Annotated in this window: 17 protein-coding genes; 6 read left to right on the forward strand and 11 right to left on the reverse strand. The window is 72.4% G+C overall.

Annotated elements, in window-relative coordinates; genetic code table 11:
- Positions 1-21: 21 nt before the first annotated feature.
- On the forward strand, positions 22-687 hold the full coding sequence (locus ACWEF6_RS17425) for a TetR/AcrR family transcriptional regulator (RefSeq protein WP_449683871.1): 666 nt from the start codon (positions 22-24) through the stop codon (positions 685-687).
- Positions 684-1724, forward strand: coding sequence for a tetratricopeptide repeat protein (locus ACWEF6_RS17430; RefSeq protein ID WP_449683872.1), 1041 nt, complete (start codon positions 684-686; stop codon positions 1722-1724). Before ACWEF6_RS17425 ends, ACWEF6_RS17430 begins: the two co-directional genes overlap by 4 nt.
- On the opposite strand, the gene ACWEF6_RS17435 is transcribed toward ACWEF6_RS17430, so the two are convergent.
- The 4 genes from ACWEF6_RS17435 to ACWEF6_RS17450 form a co-directional block, all read right to left on the reverse strand.
- Positions 1721-2857: a toll/interleukin-1 receptor domain-containing protein gene (locus ACWEF6_RS17435; RefSeq protein ID WP_449683873.1), complete on the reverse strand. Its 1137-nt coding sequence runs from the start codon at positions 2855-2857 to the stop codon at positions 1721-1723. The genes ACWEF6_RS17430 and ACWEF6_RS17435 overlap by 4 nt on opposite strands.
- A 95-nt stretch (positions 2858-2952) precedes the next feature.
- Positions 2953-4176: an HRDC domain-containing protein gene (locus ACWEF6_RS17440; protein WP_449683931.1), complete on the reverse strand. Its 1224-nt coding sequence runs from the start codon at positions 4174-4176 to the stop codon at positions 2953-2955.
- A gap of 98 nt (positions 4177-4274) precedes the next feature.
- Entirely contained in the window at positions 4275-4991 is a 717-nt protein-coding gene (locus ACWEF6_RS17445) for a response regulator (RefSeq protein WP_033261886.1), read from the reverse strand.
- 743 nt (positions 4992-5734) lie between these two features.
- On the reverse strand, positions 5735-6298 hold the full coding sequence (locus tag ACWEF6_RS17450) for a DUF3000 domain-containing protein (protein ID WP_449683874.1): 564 nt from the start codon (positions 6296-6298) through the stop codon (positions 5735-5737).
- Positions 6299-6386: 88 nt separating this feature from the next.
- Between ACWEF6_RS17450 and hemE the strand changes: the two genes are divergently transcribed.
- Genes hemE through ACWEF6_RS17470 form a run of 4 tightly spaced genes read left to right on the forward strand, consistent with a single transcriptional unit; the run spans position 6387 to position 10952 of the window.
- Positions 6387-7457 carry a uroporphyrinogen decarboxylase gene (gene hemE / locus ACWEF6_RS17455; RefSeq protein ID WP_449683875.1) on the forward strand — a complete coding sequence of 357 codons (1071 nt, stop codon included), beginning with the start codon at positions 6387-6389 and terminating at the stop codon, positions 7455-7457.
- The gene (gene hemG, locus ACWEF6_RS17460; protein ID WP_449683876.1) at positions 7454-8854 is read left to right on the forward strand and encodes a protoporphyrinogen oxidase; all 1401 of its coding nucleotides are present in this window, start codon (positions 7454-7456) and stop codon (positions 8852-8854) included. Before hemE ends, hemG begins: the two co-directional genes overlap by 4 nt.
- A 56-nt stretch (positions 8855-8910) precedes the next feature.
- Positions 8911-9603 carry a hydrogen peroxide-dependent heme synthase gene (gene hemQ / locus ACWEF6_RS17465; RefSeq protein ID WP_449683877.1) on the forward strand — a complete coding sequence of 231 codons (693 nt, stop codon included), beginning with the start codon at positions 8911-8913 and terminating at the stop codon, positions 9601-9603.
- Complete coding sequence (locus ACWEF6_RS17470; RefSeq protein ID WP_449683878.1) at positions 9603-10952, forward strand: CoA transferase; 1350 nt, start codon at positions 9603-9605, stop codon at positions 10950-10952. Before hemQ ends, ACWEF6_RS17470 begins: the two co-directional genes overlap by 1 nt.
- A gap of 298 nt (positions 10953-11250) precedes the next feature.
- Here ACWEF6_RS17470 and ACWEF6_RS17475 read toward each other — a convergent pair whose 3' ends face one another.
- The 7 genes from ACWEF6_RS17475 to ACWEF6_RS17505 form a co-directional block, all read right to left on the reverse strand.
- Positions 11251-11589 (reverse strand): hypothetical protein, encoded by a 339-nt coding sequence (locus tag ACWEF6_RS17475; RefSeq protein ID WP_449683879.1) that lies wholly within the window; start codon positions 11587-11589, stop codon positions 11251-11253.
- Positions 11586-12386: a DUF692 domain-containing protein gene (locus ACWEF6_RS17480; RefSeq protein ID WP_449683880.1), complete on the reverse strand. Its 801-nt coding sequence runs from the start codon at positions 12384-12386 to the stop codon at positions 11586-11588. The genes ACWEF6_RS17475 and ACWEF6_RS17480 overlap by 4 nt, the downstream gene beginning before the upstream one ends.
- Positions 12379-13293: a TIGR04222 domain-containing membrane protein gene (locus tag ACWEF6_RS17485; RefSeq protein ID WP_449683881.1), complete on the reverse strand. Its 915-nt coding sequence runs from the start codon at positions 13291-13293 to the stop codon at positions 12379-12381. The genes ACWEF6_RS17480 and ACWEF6_RS17485 overlap by 8 nt, the downstream gene beginning before the upstream one ends.
- Positions 13294-13359: 66 nt before the next feature.
- Positions 13360-14265, reverse strand: coding sequence for a TIGR04222 domain-containing membrane protein (locus ACWEF6_RS17490; protein WP_449683882.1), 906 nt, complete (start codon positions 14263-14265; stop codon positions 13360-13362).
- A 74-nt stretch (positions 14266-14339) separates the two neighbouring features.
- A complete protein-coding gene (gene msrB / locus ACWEF6_RS17495; RefSeq protein WP_086849491.1) occupies positions 14340-14762 on the reverse strand; it encodes a peptide-methionine (R)-S-oxide reductase MsrB in 423 nt (140 codons plus the stop codon).
- 19 nt (positions 14763-14781) lie between these two features.
- Complete coding sequence (locus ACWEF6_RS17500) at positions 14782-15087, reverse strand: hypothetical protein (protein WP_205661049.1); 306 nt, start codon at positions 15085-15087, stop codon at positions 14782-14784.
- A gap of 53 nt (positions 15088-15140) precedes the next feature.
- A complete protein-coding gene (locus ACWEF6_RS17505) occupies positions 15141-16799 on the reverse strand; it encodes a protein kinase domain-containing protein (RefSeq protein ID WP_449683932.1) in 1659 nt (552 codons plus the stop codon).
- Positions 16800-16881: the final 82 nt, after the last annotated feature.

Raw genomic sequence — 16881 nt, forward strand, 5'->3', positions numbered from 1 at the left:
AGACCTGGCAAGATCACGTCCGTGGTCAAAGGGTCGGGAGTCGGCAGGCCGAGGGCGAGCGGAGCGGCGGCGAACCGTCCCGACGCGCGCCAGGCCGTGCTCGACGCGGCGGGCGAGTTGTTCACCGGAGCCGGGTACGCGGCCACGACGACGAGGGCGATCGCCGAACGCGCGGGCTTGCGCCAGGCGTCGCTCTACTACCACTTCCCGGCGAAGGAAGACATCCTCGCGGCGTTGCTGGCGGAGACGGTCCGCCCGTCCCTCGCGCTGGCGGCGCGCCTCGTGGCCGGAGAGGCCCCGGCGGCGGTCCGGCTGTGGGCGCTGGCGTACGCGGACATCGGCCTGCTGGGCGGTGCGCGGCACAACCTGGGCGCGTTGTACCTGCTGCCGGAGGTCGGATCCCCGAACCTGGCCCGTTTCCGCACCGAGCGCGCGGAGCTGAAGGCGGCGTACGGCCGGCTCGTGGCGGCTTCCGGTGTCGCGCCGGCGGCGGTCGGAATCCGGACGGACCTGGTGTTCGGGTTGGTGGAGAGCATCGCGGTGATCCGGCGGGACGACCCGGCGCTGGACGTCGAAGCCCATGTGCGCGAGGGGGCCGACGGGGTGGTCCGCCTGGTGGGCGTGGGCGAGCCGACGGACGAGCTGCGGGCGGAGGCGCACGCGCTGCTGGCGGCCCTGGCGGAATGAGCGTCGACCGGCTCCGGGGCGAGATCGCCTGGCTGCACGCGAAGCTGCAGCGCCGCCGTCGCCAGGACGACCAGACAGCGCTCGAGCTGCGCGGCGAGATCGCGGACCGGCTCGCGGAGCTGCGCGACCCGGAGACGGAGCCGTGGCTGCGCGCGCTGGTGGCGGACCAGACCCGCGTGTTCGGCGCACGCCACCACGCGACGCTGGCGTCCTGGTTCCTGATCGCCGCACGCTGCTCGCAGACCGGCCGGGTGGACGAGGCACTGGAGCTGTTCGCGTCGGTCCGTTCGGCGTATGCGTACGTCCGCGGACCGGACCACGATTCGGTGGTGCATTGCACGTACGCGATCGGGACCGCACTGGCCGACGCGGGCCGGTACGCGCCGGCGATCGAAGTCTTCCGGTCCCTGGGCGGCACGGACTGCACGTCCGACATCGCCCGGGCCCAGATCGAGCTGGCGAGGTTCGACGAAGCCGAGCAGACGTTGCGCGCGGCCCCGCCCGAGTGGGCGTCGGTGATCGGGTTCCTGCGCACGACGATCCAGGCGGAACTGGGCGCCCCGGGCCCGCTGGTCGAAGGAATGCGAGCCCAGCTGGCCGAGGGAACGGGCGACGGGGAGGCGGCCCGCATGTGGCTGTCGTACGGACTGCTGCTGGCGGGAGAGCCGGAGGAAGCGGCGGAGCTGGCAGCGTCCGTGGTGGCGGCGAGGGTGGCGCACCCGGGCCCGGAGGACCGTCAGACGTGGGAGGCGAGAGTGCTCTTGAGCCGAGCGCTGGCGGAGACGGACCGCCTGGAGGACGCGGAGCACTACGCACGAGCGGCCCTGGCCTCGGCCCCGTTGCCCCCGGGACACCCGGACCTGCTGCACGCCTTGACCACGGTGGCCCGGGTGCACGCCCGACGAGGGGAGTGGCCGGAAGCGGTGGAGTCGTACGAATTCGCGGTGGAGGGCTTCGAGGCTGTGCTGGGGCCAGGGCACCCGCAGACGGCAAAGACGGCCGAGGCACTGGCGAAAGCCAGAAGCCAAGCGAACTAACGAGACCCGCAACTACCGAGCAGATTGCTGATGATCCGGGAAAGCTCCCGCATCGTCCGCATCCCGAGCTGCATGGACTGAGCCCCCACCCGCAACGGCCGGATCGCCGCGCGCAACGGCGCGTTGATCGCCTCGAGTGGCCGGATCTGCGTCAGGAATTCCGTGATCCGCGCTTCCAGTTCCATCAGCCCGGTCAGCATTTCGACGAATTCGTCGTATTCGCGGCGGGCGCGGTCCAGCAGTTCCGGGGTCATGTGCGAATCCATCAGGCGCATGTACGAGCGGATCGTCGCGTCGGTTTCCGCGACGGTCGCTTCGAACGCCGTGCCGACCTGCTGGATGTTGACGGCCATCGGCTTGATCGTGTCGGCCGCGCGGACCACCCGGGCTTTGATCGCCTCCGGTGCCAACCCGGCGACTTCGCCGGTCACCTGGCGCATTTCCTCGGCGAGGTCGTCGAGCGAGTGGCTGATCGCATCGAACTGCCGCTCGAGCAGCTCGCCGATCTTCGTGAGGTTTTCCTTGTATTCCTGCAGTCCGGGGCCGTCTTTCTCGGGGGTGTGCCCTTCGAGCAGCAGCCGGTCGCACTTCTTGAGCTTTTCCAGCGCGGCCTCCGCGGAACGGATCGCCTTGATCAGCCGGTCGGCCACCAGATCCATGGCACGCCGCCATTCCGCGGTGCCCGCGCCGGCCAGCACCGCCTCCTTGATGTCGACGTACTGCAGCTTTTCGATGATCCGGATATTGGCGTCGTCGCTCTGGCCGGTGACGAGCTCGTGCCCGAGCACGATCAGCGGCAGGATCAGCTGGGTGAGGCCGAGCTCGTTCGCCTTGGCGTAGAACGCGGTCAGCTCTTCCCGGCAGGCACTGCTTTCGTAGAAGTAGTTCATCGAGATGGCCGGGATGAACACCATGGCGGCGTTGAGGCCGTCCTGGATCTTCGTCCGCCAGTCCTCGCCCCAGCCGATGCTTTCGCGGTCCACGAACACTTCGATCTTGCGTCCGTGCGCCGAAGCGCAGAACTTCTCCAGCGAATACTTGAGCGGTGTGACGAAGTTCAGAAAGCTGTCATCTTCGTGCGTGAAGCTGAGAAAGCATTGCACGGCAGGCTGATCGGACATGAAATCGGGCATCGGTGACCTTCGGGCGGTGCGGCGTTTCCGGCGCAGCCTAGGGCAGCCGGTGTCCGGCACAGCACGATTCCGGGAACTGTCCCGGATCTGTCCGTTCAGGCCGCGGTGGTCTGCAATGCCTTGCTCAACGCCGCCACGGTCAGCTCGACCTGCCACGGCCGCGCGCCACCCGCGCGCAGGACCTCCGCCACCGAGTCCTCGTCCGTCTCCGCCGGCGGCCGCCAGCACGTCCGGCGCACCAGATCCGGCAGCAGCAGGTTCTCCACCGGCAGCCGCCGGTCCTCCGCGATCGCCGTCAGCGCCGCCCGCGCGGCGGACAACCGGGCCGCCGCGTCCGGGTCCTTGTCCGCCCAGCGGTTCACCGGCGGTGGCCCGTCGGTCGGCTGCGAGGGCGAAGGCAGCTCGGACGCCGGCAGCGCCCGGGCCGCCTGGAGGTGCCGGAGCCAGCTCGCCGTGTACTTCCGCTGGACGCGGCCGCTGAACACCGGCAGCGCCTGCAGCTCTTCGACCGTCTTGGGCTCCGCCGTGACCGCGTTGATGATCGCGCTGTCCGGCAGGATGCGGCTCGGGGCGCGGTCGCGCTTGCGGGCGAGCTCGTCGCGGGCCTGCCACAGCTCGCGGACCGCCGCGAGCCCGCGCGGGCTGCGGATCTTGTGGACCCCGGACGTCCGGCGCCACGGCTCGGCGCGCGGGGGCGGCGGCGGGGCCGTCCGCACGTTCTCGAACTCCTGGCGCGCCCACTCCAGCTTGCCCTGGGCGCCCAGCTCCGCTTCCAGCTTTTCCCGCAGCTGGACGAGCAGCTCGACGTCGAGGGCGGCGTAGTTCAGCCAGTCGACCGGCAGTGGCCGCTTCGACCAGTCGGCCGCGCTGTGGCCCTTTTCGAGGGTGTACCCCAGCAGCAGCTCCACCAGCGTGCCCAGCGCGACGCGTTCGTAGCCCGCCAGCCGGCCGGCCAGCTCGGTGTCGAACAGCGCCGCCGGGTGCAGGCCCAGCTCGGCGAGGCAGGGGAGGTCCTGGGAGGCCGCGTGCAGCACCCACTCCAGGTCGTTGAGGACGTCGCGCAGCGGCTGGAGGTCGTCGGCCAGCACGATCGGGTCGATCAGCACCGTGCCGGAACCCTCGCGGCGCAGCTGCACGAGGTAGGCCTTGGGCCAGTACCGGTAGCCGGACGCGCGTTCGGTGTCGACGGCGACCGCGCCGGTGCCCGCGGCGAGCTTCGCGCAGGCGTTGGCCAGCGCGGCAGCGTCGGTGATCACCGGGGGCGTGCCCTCGGCGGGTTCGCGTAGCAGCACGGGGCCGCCCGTGGACTCGATCTCCATCCCGGTGTCCTCGGCCTCTGTGCTTCCCATGGTTGACGACCCTACGGGACGGGCATACCGCGCCTGGTCTGCCCGCCCCGCAGGGCTGTTCGCTTGCGTCAGCGGATCACGCCGGCTCGCATGGCCAGCGCCACCATCTGGGCCCGGTCGCCCGTGCCGAGCTTGCGCCCGATCCGGGACAGGTGGGACTTGACGGTGAGGGCGGAGAGCGAAAGCTCCTCGCCGATCTCCTTGTTGGACTGCCCGTCGGCGACCAGCTGGAGCACCTCCACCTCACGAGCGGACAGCTCGCGCGGGGTGTTGTCGGTGCCCGCGACGCGGGTCCCGGTGGCCAGCACCGGAGCCACGCTCGGGTCGGCGTAGACGCCGCCCTCGAGCACGCGCCGCACGCCGTCGGTCACCACGACCGGCGACGCGGACTTCAGCAGGTACGCCTGGGCCCCGGCCTGGAAGGCCGAGCGGACCGCGTACGGGTCGTCCGAGGATGCGAGAACGACCACGCGCGGCCAGCCGTGGCTACGGAGTTCCGTAACCAGCTCGATGCCGCTGCCGTCCGGCAGTCCGAGATCGAGGATCGCCAGGTCACAAGGCCCGGTGGCCTGTGCTCGCGCCCTCGCCTCGGCCACCGTGGCGGCTTCGTGGACGGTCCCCGCACCCATCTGTGCGAGTCTTGCTGCGATTGCCTCCCTCAACAGCGGGTGGTCATCGACCACCAGTACCGAAAAGAGCTCTTCCCGCGGGTGCGGAACCATGCTCGCCGGCAACGCGCCGGCTGGCGTGGATCGGACGGCCTGAGAAATGCCGACGGTAGCCACGTCACTACCTCCCTGGAGTCGGTCGTGCCCCCCGACCGGCACCGGGACCTTCGGCCGTTCAGCCGCGCCAGCTTTAGACCGAAAGTGGTGTCGTCGAAGGCACTGTAGCCGTCCTGAGGCCGTTGCGGGGGGATCGAATGGGTATCTATCTCAAACGAACAGTCACTCAGTGGGTTCGTAGTAACACGATCGGGCTAGTACACGGCCGGTTGCTAACGGATAGCCCAGTGAACGCGATGCAAAGGAGTTACCGGCGCCCAAATGGCCGTGCAGATGAGGCGTGCAGCTTCCGGTGCGCCTAGTGACGAGGGGCCGGATGGGCTCCCCCAACCCTCGGAAAGTGGCTCCGGCCGGGGCTTGATCAACTCGGCTCCGAGGTGTCCGCGGGTCTTCGCGGCCGCTTGTCGGGGCCGGGATCTGTGACTGTCCGTGTCTGTCGCGGGGTGATGACGGCCCCGGATCCCCGATTTGATCTTGTAGCGGTGCGTGACCGCGGGGAGTCACGAACGAGGAGACGTGAAACGGCCTCACGGACCGCCGCGGGCCGTCCGGGGTACTCCGAGGTCATCCGGGCCGTTCTGGGCGTCAGGCGGCGCCTGAGGCCCCGATAACGAAATGAACGGCGTTCAGCGGACGTGAATTTTGCTCACATCCGTACAAGTCGTGGTCCCGGGACGACGCTCGGCGACCGGCCGTTGCCGATTCGTTGCCGAAGATCGCCCGGACAGCCGCGTGTCGCGGGTTCAGGAGCCCTGACGCTGCTCGAAGAGGGCCACCCCGACCGGAGGCAGGCCGACGACGCTCGCCATCACCTGGCAGAAGGCCTGCCCGTGGGGCAGCAGCCCGGCGTCCGTCGGCGTCCACGACGCCCGCAGCTCCAGGTCGTCGGTGCGAGCCGGGCCGGAGATGTCGCCGAAGCGGGCCGACGACGTCTCCGTCACCGTGCCGCCCAGCGCCTTCCAGTTCGCCCCGGACACCTCCAGGGCGTCGGTGAGCCACGACCAGCCGACGGCCGGCAGGAACGGGTCGGTCGCCAGCTCCCGGTCCAGCTCCGCGCGCACGTACATGACGAGGCGCAGCACGCCGTCCCAGCCGTCCTGGCCGTCCGGGTCGTGCAACAGGACCAGCCGGCCCGAGGCCAGCACGTCGGCCGGCCCCGCCACTTCACAGCTGACCGCGTACGACCACGGGGCGAGCCGCTGCGGGGCGCGCATCGGCTCCAGCAGCACCTCCCGGCGGGGCCGGACGGACTGCAGCGCCGCGACTGCTTCGCGGAAGAGTTCGGGCACTGGCGTCATCGCGGTCACGCTTCGACTTTAGGGCGGGCACGGCCTGTTGCGGGCGCAGGCGCGCCGAGGAACGGGCCCGCCTCGGCTCGTGGCACGATTGACGGCGATGTCTCAGACCACGCCCCTGCCGCGCCCGGCCGCCCCGGCCGCCCGCCGCGAGCTGCCCGAAGCCCCGTTCCTGGCCGCCGCGCGCGGCGAACGCCCGGCGCGCACGCCCGTCTGGTTCATGCGCCAGGCCGGTCGCTCGCTGCCCGAGTACCGCGCGCTGCGCGAAGGCGTGCCGATGCTCGACGCGTGCTTCGACCCGGAAATGCTCGCCGAGATCACGCTGCAGCCGGTCCGCCGCCACGGCGTCGACGCGGCGATCCTCTTCAGCGACATCGTGGTCCCGCTCAAGGCCGCCGGGGTCGACATCGACATCGTGCCCGGCACCGGCCCGGTGGCCGCGGCGCCGGTGCGCGACCTCGACGCCGTGAAGGCCCTGCCCGAACTCCAGCCCGAGCAGGTTTCGAAGGTCGCCGACGGCGTCCGGCTGCTCGTCGAGCGGCTCGGCGACACCCCGCTGATCGGCTTCGCGGGGGCGCCGTTCACGCTGGCCAGCTACCTCATCGAGGGCGGCCCCAGCCGCAACCACGAGCACACCAAGGCGCTGATGCACTCGGACCCGGCGCTCTGGCACGAGCTGGCCGGCCGGCTGGCCGACGTCGCCCTGACCTTCCTGCGCGCGCAGCTCGACGCCGGCGTCGACGCGGTCCAGCTGTTCGACTCCTGGGCCGGGGCGCTGTCCGAGCGGGACTACCGCGAGTTCGTCCTGCCGCACTCGGCGAAGGTCCTCGCGGGTGTCGCGGAGTACGGCGTGCCGCGGATCCACTTCGGCGTCGGCACCGGCGAGCTCCTCTCCGCGATGCGGGACGCGGGCGCGGACGTCGTCGGCGTCGACTGGCGGATCCCCCTGGACGAAGCCGTGCGGCGCCTGGGCGGCCGCGCGGTCGTGCAGGGCAACCTCGACCCGGCGCTGCTGCACGCCTCCTGGCCGGTGCTGGAAGCCGAGGTCCGGCGGATCGTCGCCGAGGGCAAGGGGGCCGACGGCCACATCTTCAACCTCGGCCACGGCGTGCTGCCGGGCGTCGACCCGGACGTGCTGACCCGCGTGGTCGGGCTGGTGCACGAGCTGTGAAGCGCGTCGCGGTCGTCGGCTGCGGCGTCTCCGGGCTGACCGCGGCGTACCGGCTGCGGCGCCTGCTCGGCGCGGACGCCGGGATCACCGTCTTCGAGAAGACGACGGCGCCGGGCGGCAAGCTGCGCACCGCCGAGCTCGCCGGCGTGCCCTACGACGTCGGCGCCGAGGCCTTCCTCGTCCGTCGTCCCGAGATGCTCGGCCTGGTCCGCGAGCTCGGGCTCGACGTGGTGAACCCGACGAAGGCACGCGCGAAGATCCACGCGGGCGGCGCGGTCACCGGGCTGCCCCCGGGCACGGTCATGGGCGTGCCGGCGTCCGCCGAGTCGGTGGCCGGTGTGCTGTCCGAGGCCGGACGGCGGGCGGTCGAGGCCGAGGCGTCGCTGCCCGAACTGCGGCTGCCGGGCGGGGACGTGCCGCTCGGGCCGCTGCTGCGCGAGCGCTTCGGCGACGAACTGGTGGACCGGCTGGTCGACCCGCTGCTCGGCGGGGTCTACGCGGGCGGCGCCGACGGTCTCGGCCTGCGCGCGACCATGCCCGGCCTGGCTTCCGCGCTGGCGGCGGGCGCGGGCTCGCTGACCGCGGCGGCCGCCGCCCAGCTGCCCGCGAACCCGTCGACGGCGCCGGTGTTCGGCACCGTCCCGGGCGGCCTGGGCGCGGTGATCGACCGGCTCACCGCGGAATCCGGCGCCGAGCTGCGCACCGGCCTGCCGGTGTGCGAGATCGAGCGGCACGGCGACGGCTGGCGGCTGCGCATCGGCGCGGCACCGACCGCGCACGCGCCGGCGGACAACACCTTCGAAGCCGACGCGGTGGTCCTCGCGGTGCCGGCACCCTCGGCCCGCCGGCTGCTGGCCGACCTCGTCCCGGCAGCGTCGGCGGCGTTCGGCGAGGTCGAACTGGCGTCGATGGCGGTCGTGGCGCTGGCCCTGCCACCTGGCACGGCGCTGCCGGAGGCGTCGGGGATCCTGATCGGCGCCGGCGAAAGCGACGCTTCGGGCCACCCGTACGCATCGAAGGCCTTCACCTTCTCCTCGCGGAAGTGGGCGCACTTCGGCACCGGCCCGGTCCTGGTCCGGGGCTCGGTCGGCCGGTTCGGCGAGCCGGGCGCGCTGCAGTTCGACGACGTCGAGCTCGTGCGCGTGGTCCGCGACGACCTCGCCCGCCTGACCGGCATCACGGCGGCCCCGATCGAGACGCTGGTGACGCGGTGGGGCGGCGGGCTGCCGCAGTACGGCACCGGGCACCTCGACCGCGTCGAGCGGATCGAGAAGGCGGTCGCGGAGGTGCCGGGCCTGGCGATCGCCGGGGCGACCCTGCACGGCGTCGGCCTGCCGGCCTGCGTGGCCACGGCGGAAGCGGCGGCACAGCGGATCGCGGCGCACCTGTCCGCGTGAGTGCGCTCACCTGACCCGTGGCGGCGGCCGCGTCGCCGCGGTGACAGGATGGAGCCATGGCGCGGGTCAACTACAACGAGCTCAACGACACCATCCGCTACACCACCTGGTCGGTCTTCCGGATCGAGCCCGGGCGGCTGGGCGAGGACCGCGGGACCGCCGGCCGGGAGACCGCCGAGTACCTCGACGGCCTGGAGGCCAAGGGCGTCACCGTGCGGGGTGTCTACGACCTCTCCGCGCTGCGCGCCGACGCCGACTTCATGATCTGGTGGCACGCCGAGGAGGTCGAGCAGGTCCAGGCCGCCTACGCCGGGTTCCGCCGGACGCCGCTGGGCCGCGCGTCGACGCCGGTCTGGAGCCAGACCGCGCTGCACCGGCCCGCCGAGTTCAACAAGAGCCACATCCCGGCGTTCCTGGCCGGCGAAGAGGCCCGCAAGTACATCTGCGTCTACCCGTTCGTGCGGTCCTACGAGTGGTACCTGCTGCCGGACGCCGACCGCCGCAAGATGCTCGCCGACCACGGCAAGGAAGCCCGCGACTACCCGGACGTCCGCGCGAACACAGTTGCGTCGTTCGCGCTGGGCGACTACGAGTGGATCCTCGCCTTCGAGGCCGACGAACTGCACCGGATCGTCGACCTGATGCGCCACCTGCGCGGCACCGAGGCGCGGCTGCACGTGCGCGAGGAGATCCCGTTCTACACCGGCACCCGCGTGCCGCCCGCCGAGCTCGTCGCGGCTCTCCCGTAGTGCGCGACGTAGTCGAGGGTGTCTGGGACACCCTGACCGGGTCTTCGCCGGGGCCGTTCGAGCTGACCGGGACCGAGGACGTGCTGCCCGGGCCGTACCGGGTCGCGGCGGCCGCCACGGCCTCGGTGGCCGCGGCGACCCTGGCGGCCGGCGAGATGCTCCGGGTGCGTGACATCGAACCCGGCGTGGTCACGGCGGACACGCGCCACGCGGCGGCGGCGTTCCGGAGCGAGCAGCTGCTGCGGGTGGACGGCGTCGGCGCCGAGCCCGTCTGGGCACCACTGTCGGGCGACTACCGCGCGGCCGACGGCTGGGTGCGCCTGCACTGCAACTACCCGCGTCACGAAGCGGCGGTGTGCTGGGGCCTGGGCGTGCCCGGGGCCCGCGCGGCCGTCGAGAAGGCGGTCGCCGGACGTCCGGCGCGCGAGGTGGAGCACGCCGTCGTCACCGCCGGGGGAGCGGCCGCCGAGCTGCGGTCGCCGGCGGACTGGGCCGCGCATCCCCAAGGGCAGGCAGTGGCTTCGCTGCCGCTGGTTTCAGCGTCCCCGGTCGCCGACGCGCCGAAGCGGACGTTGTTCTACTCGGACCGGCCGCTGGGCGGCATCCGGGTGCTGGAGCTGACCCACGTCCTCGCGGGCCCGGTGGCCGGCCGGGTGCTGGCCGCGCACGGCGCCGACGTCCTGCACGTCGGGGCGGCGCACCTGCCGCGGGTCGAGGCGCTGGTGCGGGACACGAACCAGGGCAAGCGCTCGGCGTTCGTCGCCCTGGACACCGAGGGCGGCCGCGCGCGGCTGAAGAAGCTGATCAGCCGGGCGGACGTGCTGGTGCAGTCGTTCCGCCCGGGAGCGCTGGAGCGCATCGGCTTCGGGCCTGCGGAGCTGGCCGAGCTGCGGCCGGGCTTGGTGATCGCGGACCTGAGCGCGTACGGCTGGGAAGGCCCGTGGGCCCGGCGGCGCGGGTTCGACAGCCTGGTCCAGATGTCGAGCGGCATGGCGTTCGGTGATCCTCCGTCGCCGCTGCCGGTCCAGGCCTTGGACCACGCCACCGGCTGGCTCACGGCGGCGGCGGTGATGACGGCGTTGCGCCGGCAGGTCGACGAGGGCGGGACCTGGCGGGCCCGGCTCTCGTTGGCGGGAACGGGCCGGTGGCTGGATTCCCTGGGCCGCAAGGATTCGGCTCCGGCTTCGGCTTCGGCCGACGTCGATTACGGCGATCTGCTCGAGGAAGTGGACAGCGGGTACGGGCGGATGACGCGGGTGCGAATGGTCGGCGGGCTGCCGGGCGCGCAGCCGCACTGGGGGTTCGGGACGCGGCTGCCGGGAGTCGACAAACCGACCTGGACGCCCTGAGGCAGCACCCACTCTGGGGGCCGGCAGTGTTGGCTGCTGCTGCGCGGTGGAAGCGGTCTGCCGGGCTTCGACCGGAAGGTGCGGCTTACGTTGTCTTGGTGCGGTGCCCACCACCCCGAAGCCGGATTGTGACTACGGCCGGTGGTACCGCGTCAAGGCGGGAAAGCGTGCCTTGACCCGGCACCACCGGCCGTGTTCGGGCTTCGGATCGGGGTGGCGGGGCGGGTCTGGGTGGGGTGCGGGTTTTGCGGGCCGCGCGCCGTTCGGGGTGGCGGGGCAGGCCTGGCGGAATTGTGGATCAGCGGCGCCGGAGGCGGTCCACCAGGCGCCGCTTCGGTTTTGGCAAATGGCCGCCCTCGATCAGCCACGTCACGAACTCGTCCGCGTACGCCCCTGAGCGCTCGGTCGCCTTCTTCGGCCGGGCCGTGTTGAACTGCGCGAACAGCGGGCCGAACCGCTCGCCGAGGGCCTCCGCCAGCTCGGGCCGCTGGTAGGCCAGCACTCGACCGTGTTTCCTCCGCAGCACCCCGGCCTCCACCCGCAGCCGGGCCGGGTCGAAACCCGGCGGTGGCGGGCCGTCGGCCAACAGTGCCTGCAGCAGCTCCGCCTGGCGCCGGGCCAGGTCCGCGCGGGTCACCGCGCCACCGCCGTGCGCAACGCCACCAGCTCCGCCGCCAGCTCGTCGTCGGTCGGGTAGTCGTCGTCGCGCTCCAAAAGCACGCCCGGCGGGTCGGTCCGGCGGCGGAGTTCCGTCAGCAAAGCCAGCACCTCCGGCAGCACCGGGTGCGCGTGCGTGTCGTGGTAGACGCCGTCGCGCTCGATGCCGCCCGCCATGTGGACGTACGCCAGCCTCTCCCAGGGGATGCCGTCCAGGAATGCCACCGGGTCCGTGCCGATGTTGCGGGCGTTCGCGTACAGGTTCGCGACGTCGATGATCAGCCGGCAGTCCGTGCGCTCGGTCAGCTCGGTGAGGAACTGCTCTTCGGTCAGCTCGGCGTCCGGCCAGTCGAGCACCGCGGCGATGTTCTCCAGCGCCAGCGGGACGTCCACGATGGACTGGGCCAGCCGCACGTTCGCCACCAGCACCTCCAGGGCCTCGCGGGTGCGGGGGAGCGGCATCAGGTGCCCCGAGTCGAGCCCGCCCGCGCGCACGAAACACACGTGGTCGCTGACCAGCGGCGCATCCAGCGCCCGCGCGATCTCGGCGAGGTGCTGGACGCGCCCGGTGTCCAGGGGCTCGGCCCCGCCGAGGGACAGCGAGACCGCGTGCGGCAGCACCGGCAAGCCTCGCTCGCGCAGCGCCACCAGCGTCTCCGGGAGGTGGTCGGCGTGCAGGTTCTCGGCGACGACCTCGACCCAGTCCACGCCCGGCAGCCGCGCGATGGACAGGTCGAGCTCGTGCCGCCAGCCGATCCCGATGCCCAGCTCACCCACCGCAACCCCCTCCGCCGCCGCACGACGAACCACACGAAGAACCGCTGCTGCACGACGAGCTCGAGCACGACGACCCGCTGCTGCACGACGAACCCGACGAGCCACCGCCCCCGTAGGACGTCACCGGCGGGGCCAGCGCCGCGCTGAGCTCCTCGTCCGGGTACATCGCCCAGCCGCCGAGGGCGACCGCGGCCGCCGCCCCGCCGAGCAGGACGCCGCCGGCCAGCATGCCGGCCGGGACCGGTCCGCTCGCCGCGGCCCGGGCCTGGCCGAGCAAACGGTGGCCTGCCGCCGACGGCTGCCGGGCGCCCGTCTTCGACCGGCGGACCGCCGCCACGACGGCCAGCACCGCCGCGACGATCACCAGGAACACCAGGATCCCGACCGGACGGTCCAGCGCGATGCCGTTGACCAGCCGCGCCACGCCGAACGCCAGCACGGCCAGCTGCAGGAGCAGCCCGAACGTCCGCGCCTGCCGCTTGGCGGCCGCCGACGCCAGCAGCCCGCGCTGGTCGAGGCCCTCTTCCAGGGCCCGCATCGCCGCCGACTGGCGGCCGTACGCCCGCAGCGTCGCCGTCGTCTTCAGCTGCGCCGCGTCGAAGACCGCCTGCTCCAGCGGCTCGGCCGGCCGCCTCCCGGCCTGGCTGACCTGCTTGTAGCTGTTGACGCGCAGCTGCCCGCGCTCGACCAGGGCCGCGATCGCCGCGTCGACGGCCCGGTCGGGGCCGCCGGCGAGGAAGGCGAGCTGGTAGACGGTCGGCGGCGGGCCGGGTGCGACGGCGTCCGCCCGCAGCGCCCGGCTGCTCACGACGCCGGACACGATGACCCTGATCAGCAGGACCACGCCGAGCAGTGCGATGTAGAGGACCACGAAATCCGGTCCGGAGATGCCCCACGGGTCGGTCATCGCCCGTCTCCCCTCAGTTCGTCGCGGTTACCGTAGCTGTGAGACGCACGCGCTCGCGTCGGCGTTTCAACCGCCGCAACCCCCGCCGCCGCCTCCGCCGCAGCCGCCACCCCCGCCGCCGCACGAGCTGCCGCTGCTGCACGAGCCGCCGCCGTAGTAGCCGGCGCCCGCCCCGCCGGCCGCCGCCCAGCCGGCCCGGCGCGGACGGCGGTACACCTGCGCGGCCGCCTGCGACACGGCCCGCCCGACGGCCAGCCGGACGTCCTTGTCGGGGTGCGCGCTCAGGCCCTGGGACGCGACGGTGCCCGCGGCCCCGGTGGTGAACGTGCCGTCGCGGCGCGCCTTCTCCAGGGCGGCGCGGCCGGCGGCGGTGATCTTGACGCGCGGCCGGTTGACGGCGCAGATCGCGGTGACGATGAGCGCGACGGTGTTCAGCACCAGCAGCAGGACCAGGTAGCCGACGGGGTGCCCGCTCGCCGACCCGGCGATCAGCCGGAGCACGCCGAGGGCGGCCAGCGCGCCGTAGGCCACCGCCATGATCACCCAGACCGCCCGCACCGCGCGGACGTCGGTGAGCAGGCCGCGGGCGGCCAGCTTCTCCTCCAGTTCGGCCACCGACGCGTGCTGTGCCACTTCGTCGCGGACCCGGCCGTACCAGTTCCCGGTCTTGCCGATCCGCGCCAGGGCGGCGCGGCCGAGGTCGTCGGAGGCCGTGCCGCGGATGCGGTGCAGCTTGCCGGTGCCTTCGAGGCGGACGAACTGCCCCTCCAGCAGCGTCGCGACGACGAACTCGCCGAGCCGGTCCCGCCCGCCGGCCAGCAGGGCGAACTCTTCGGGACGCTCCGGCGCGTTGCCGGCGTCCCCTTGCGAAATCCGCCTGCCGCGAACCGCGCCGTACAGCGCCACCGCCAGCAGCAGGCCCAGGTAGAGCCCCGCGAACACCGGTCCGGGAATACCCCAGGTGTCGGTCATGAGTCCGCCCTCCCTCGTCCGTGTGCGGAGACTACGTTCGAGGAAGGGCGGCGGGTTGCTCGCTTAAGGGAGATTTAGGACTCGGGGACCAGCTTCAGCGAAATCGAGTTGATGCAGTAGCGCTGGTCGGTGGGGGTCGGGTACCCCTCGCCCTCGAAGACGTGCCCGAGGTGGCTGTGGCAGGAGCCGCAGAGCACCTCGATCCGCTTCATGCCCATGGTGCGGTCCTCGCGCAGCAGCACGGCGTCGGAATCCGCCGGGTCGAAGAACGACGGCCAGCCGCAGTGGCTCTCGAACTTGGTGTCGCTGCGGAACAGCTCGGCACCGCACGCGCGGCACTCGTAGACGCCGGTGGTCTTGGTGTCGGTGTACTCACCGGTGAACGGCCGTTCGGTCCCCGCCTGGCGGAGCACGGCGTACTCGTCGGGGCTGAGCTGCGCCCGCCATTCCTGCTCGGACTTCACGACGCGCGGGGTCGCGCCGACAACGGGTTTCATACCTTTCACCCGATCCACGTTACGCCGCGAGCCAGGCGAGGGCGTGCACGACGATGTCCCATGCGGCCACGATCACGCCCAGCACGATGAGCACCACGATCAGAGCGGACACCCAGTAGCGCAGCCCGCCGAGCCGGTTGCTGGAGTCGGCGAAGTCGGCCACCCCGTCGAGAGCGGCTTCGATGGTGTAGTTCGGGCCGCACCGCTCGATGCGGTCGAGGTGCTCGGCGAACGCGCGCGCCTCCGGGTCGTACGGGTCCAGGCCGACCAGGTCCTCGTGGAAGCGAGGATTCTGGCCCGGCAGCGAAGCTCCGTCGTCGGCCATGCCACCACGGTAGGCCATCGGGGCTCGTCAGCCCACCGGACGCGCGTTAAGTCTCAGTAGCTCTGGCTGGCGGAAATCGCGTCGAGCTTGGTGTTCGCGTCGATGAGGGTCTGCCCGCCGACGATCACCATCCGGAACTTGTGCCGGCCGTTCAGGATGTTGAGGTACATCTGCACGGAGCCGTCGTCGGCCACGCCCTCGTCCGTGCGGGCGGTGTTGAACGAGCCGACGTTCTTCTTGTTCTCCGCCCAGTACTGCTGGAACTGCTGCTGGTCGCCGTAGACCTCCTGGGCGGCCGGGGTCAGCATGTTCCAGTTGTCGGCCGGGGCGTTGAAGAAGTTGACCAGCTGCTGGCCGGTGCTCCCGATCGCGGTGATCCGGCCTTCGGACTTGGTCTTGCCCAGCTCGGCGGAAGCGTTCGAGTTGCTCGGGCTGTTGGTCTTGGACGAGCTGTGGCCCGTGGTCGGCTGGTTGCCCGGCGTCTGGCCGGCCTGGTTGTTGCCCGTGCCCCCGCCGTTGCCCGAGTTCAGGACCAGGAACACGATCACCGCGATCACGACGACCGCCGCGCCGGCGCCGGCGAACAGCGCGTACTTGCGCTTGTTGTCCGGCTTCGGGGTGTTCGACGAGTACTGGGGCGCCCTGGCCGTCGGCGCGGCCGCGGGCACCGGTCTGGGCGGGGTGTTCGGCGGGGCGGCCGGGGAGCGCATCGGCATGAACGCCGCCGTCGGGCGCGGCGGGTTCGAAGCTGCCTTGTTCGCGGGCACGGGCGTGCCGACCGGCGGGGACGAGGGCGCCTTGTTCGCCGTCCGCTGCCACGGCGGCCGCTCGCCGTCTTCGGTGGACGCGGCGGGCTTGCGGCCCGCGCCGCCGGAGAGCAGCGGCGGGGACGCCGTCATGCCGCCGGGCTCGGTGCGGGCCAGTGCGGCCAGCCGCTCGCGGGCCTCGGCCATGCTCGGCCGCTCGCCCGGCTCGCTGCGCAGCAGGCTCATCAGCAGCGCGGTGGCCCCGCCCGCCTGCACCGGCGGGTTGATCTGGCCGTTCGCCGCCGCGTAGAGCAGCGCGAGCTGGTTGGTCGTGTTGCCGTACGGCGTGGTGCCTTCGATCGCCTGGTAGAGGGTGGCGCCGAGGGCGAAGACGTCGGAGCTGGGCACCGGGTCGGCGCCGCGGGCCAGCTCGGGCGCCAGGTACGCCGGGGTGCCGCCGATCAGGCCGGTCGCCGTCAGCGTCATGTCGCCGGCCGCGCGGGAGATGCCGAAGTCGGTGATCTTCGCGGTGCCGGTCTGGTCGATGAGGATGTTGCCCGGCTTGACGTCGCGGTGCACGATCCCGGCGCGGTGGGCGGCCACCAGCGCGGACGCGACCTGCTCGCCGATCCGGGCCACCCGGCCGAGCGGCAGCGTGCCCTCCTCGGCCAGGATCGTGGAGAGACTGGGCCCGTCGAGGTACTCCATCACCAGGCAGGGGTCGCCGTTGTGCTCGGCGATGTCGAACACCACGATGGCGTTCGGGTGCTGGAACCGGGCCGCGTTCTTGGCCTCGCGCATCGCGCGCTGACGCATGTTGTCGCGTTCGGTCTCGGAGACGCCCGGCTGCGGGAGGATCTGCTTGATCGCGACGGTGCGTTCGAGGCGCACGTCGGTCGCGCGCCACACGACACCCATGGCACCGCTACCAATGTGCTCGACGAGGCGGTAGTGCCCCGCGATCAGCTGACCGGTGTCGATGGCGACTGCTCCTGACGAAATTCCCGGTGGTGGTGGCCCTGCTCAGCGCGTTACCGCTTCGCGCACC

The sequence above is a fragment of the Amycolatopsis sp. NPDC004772 genome (genome assembly GCF_053601215.1).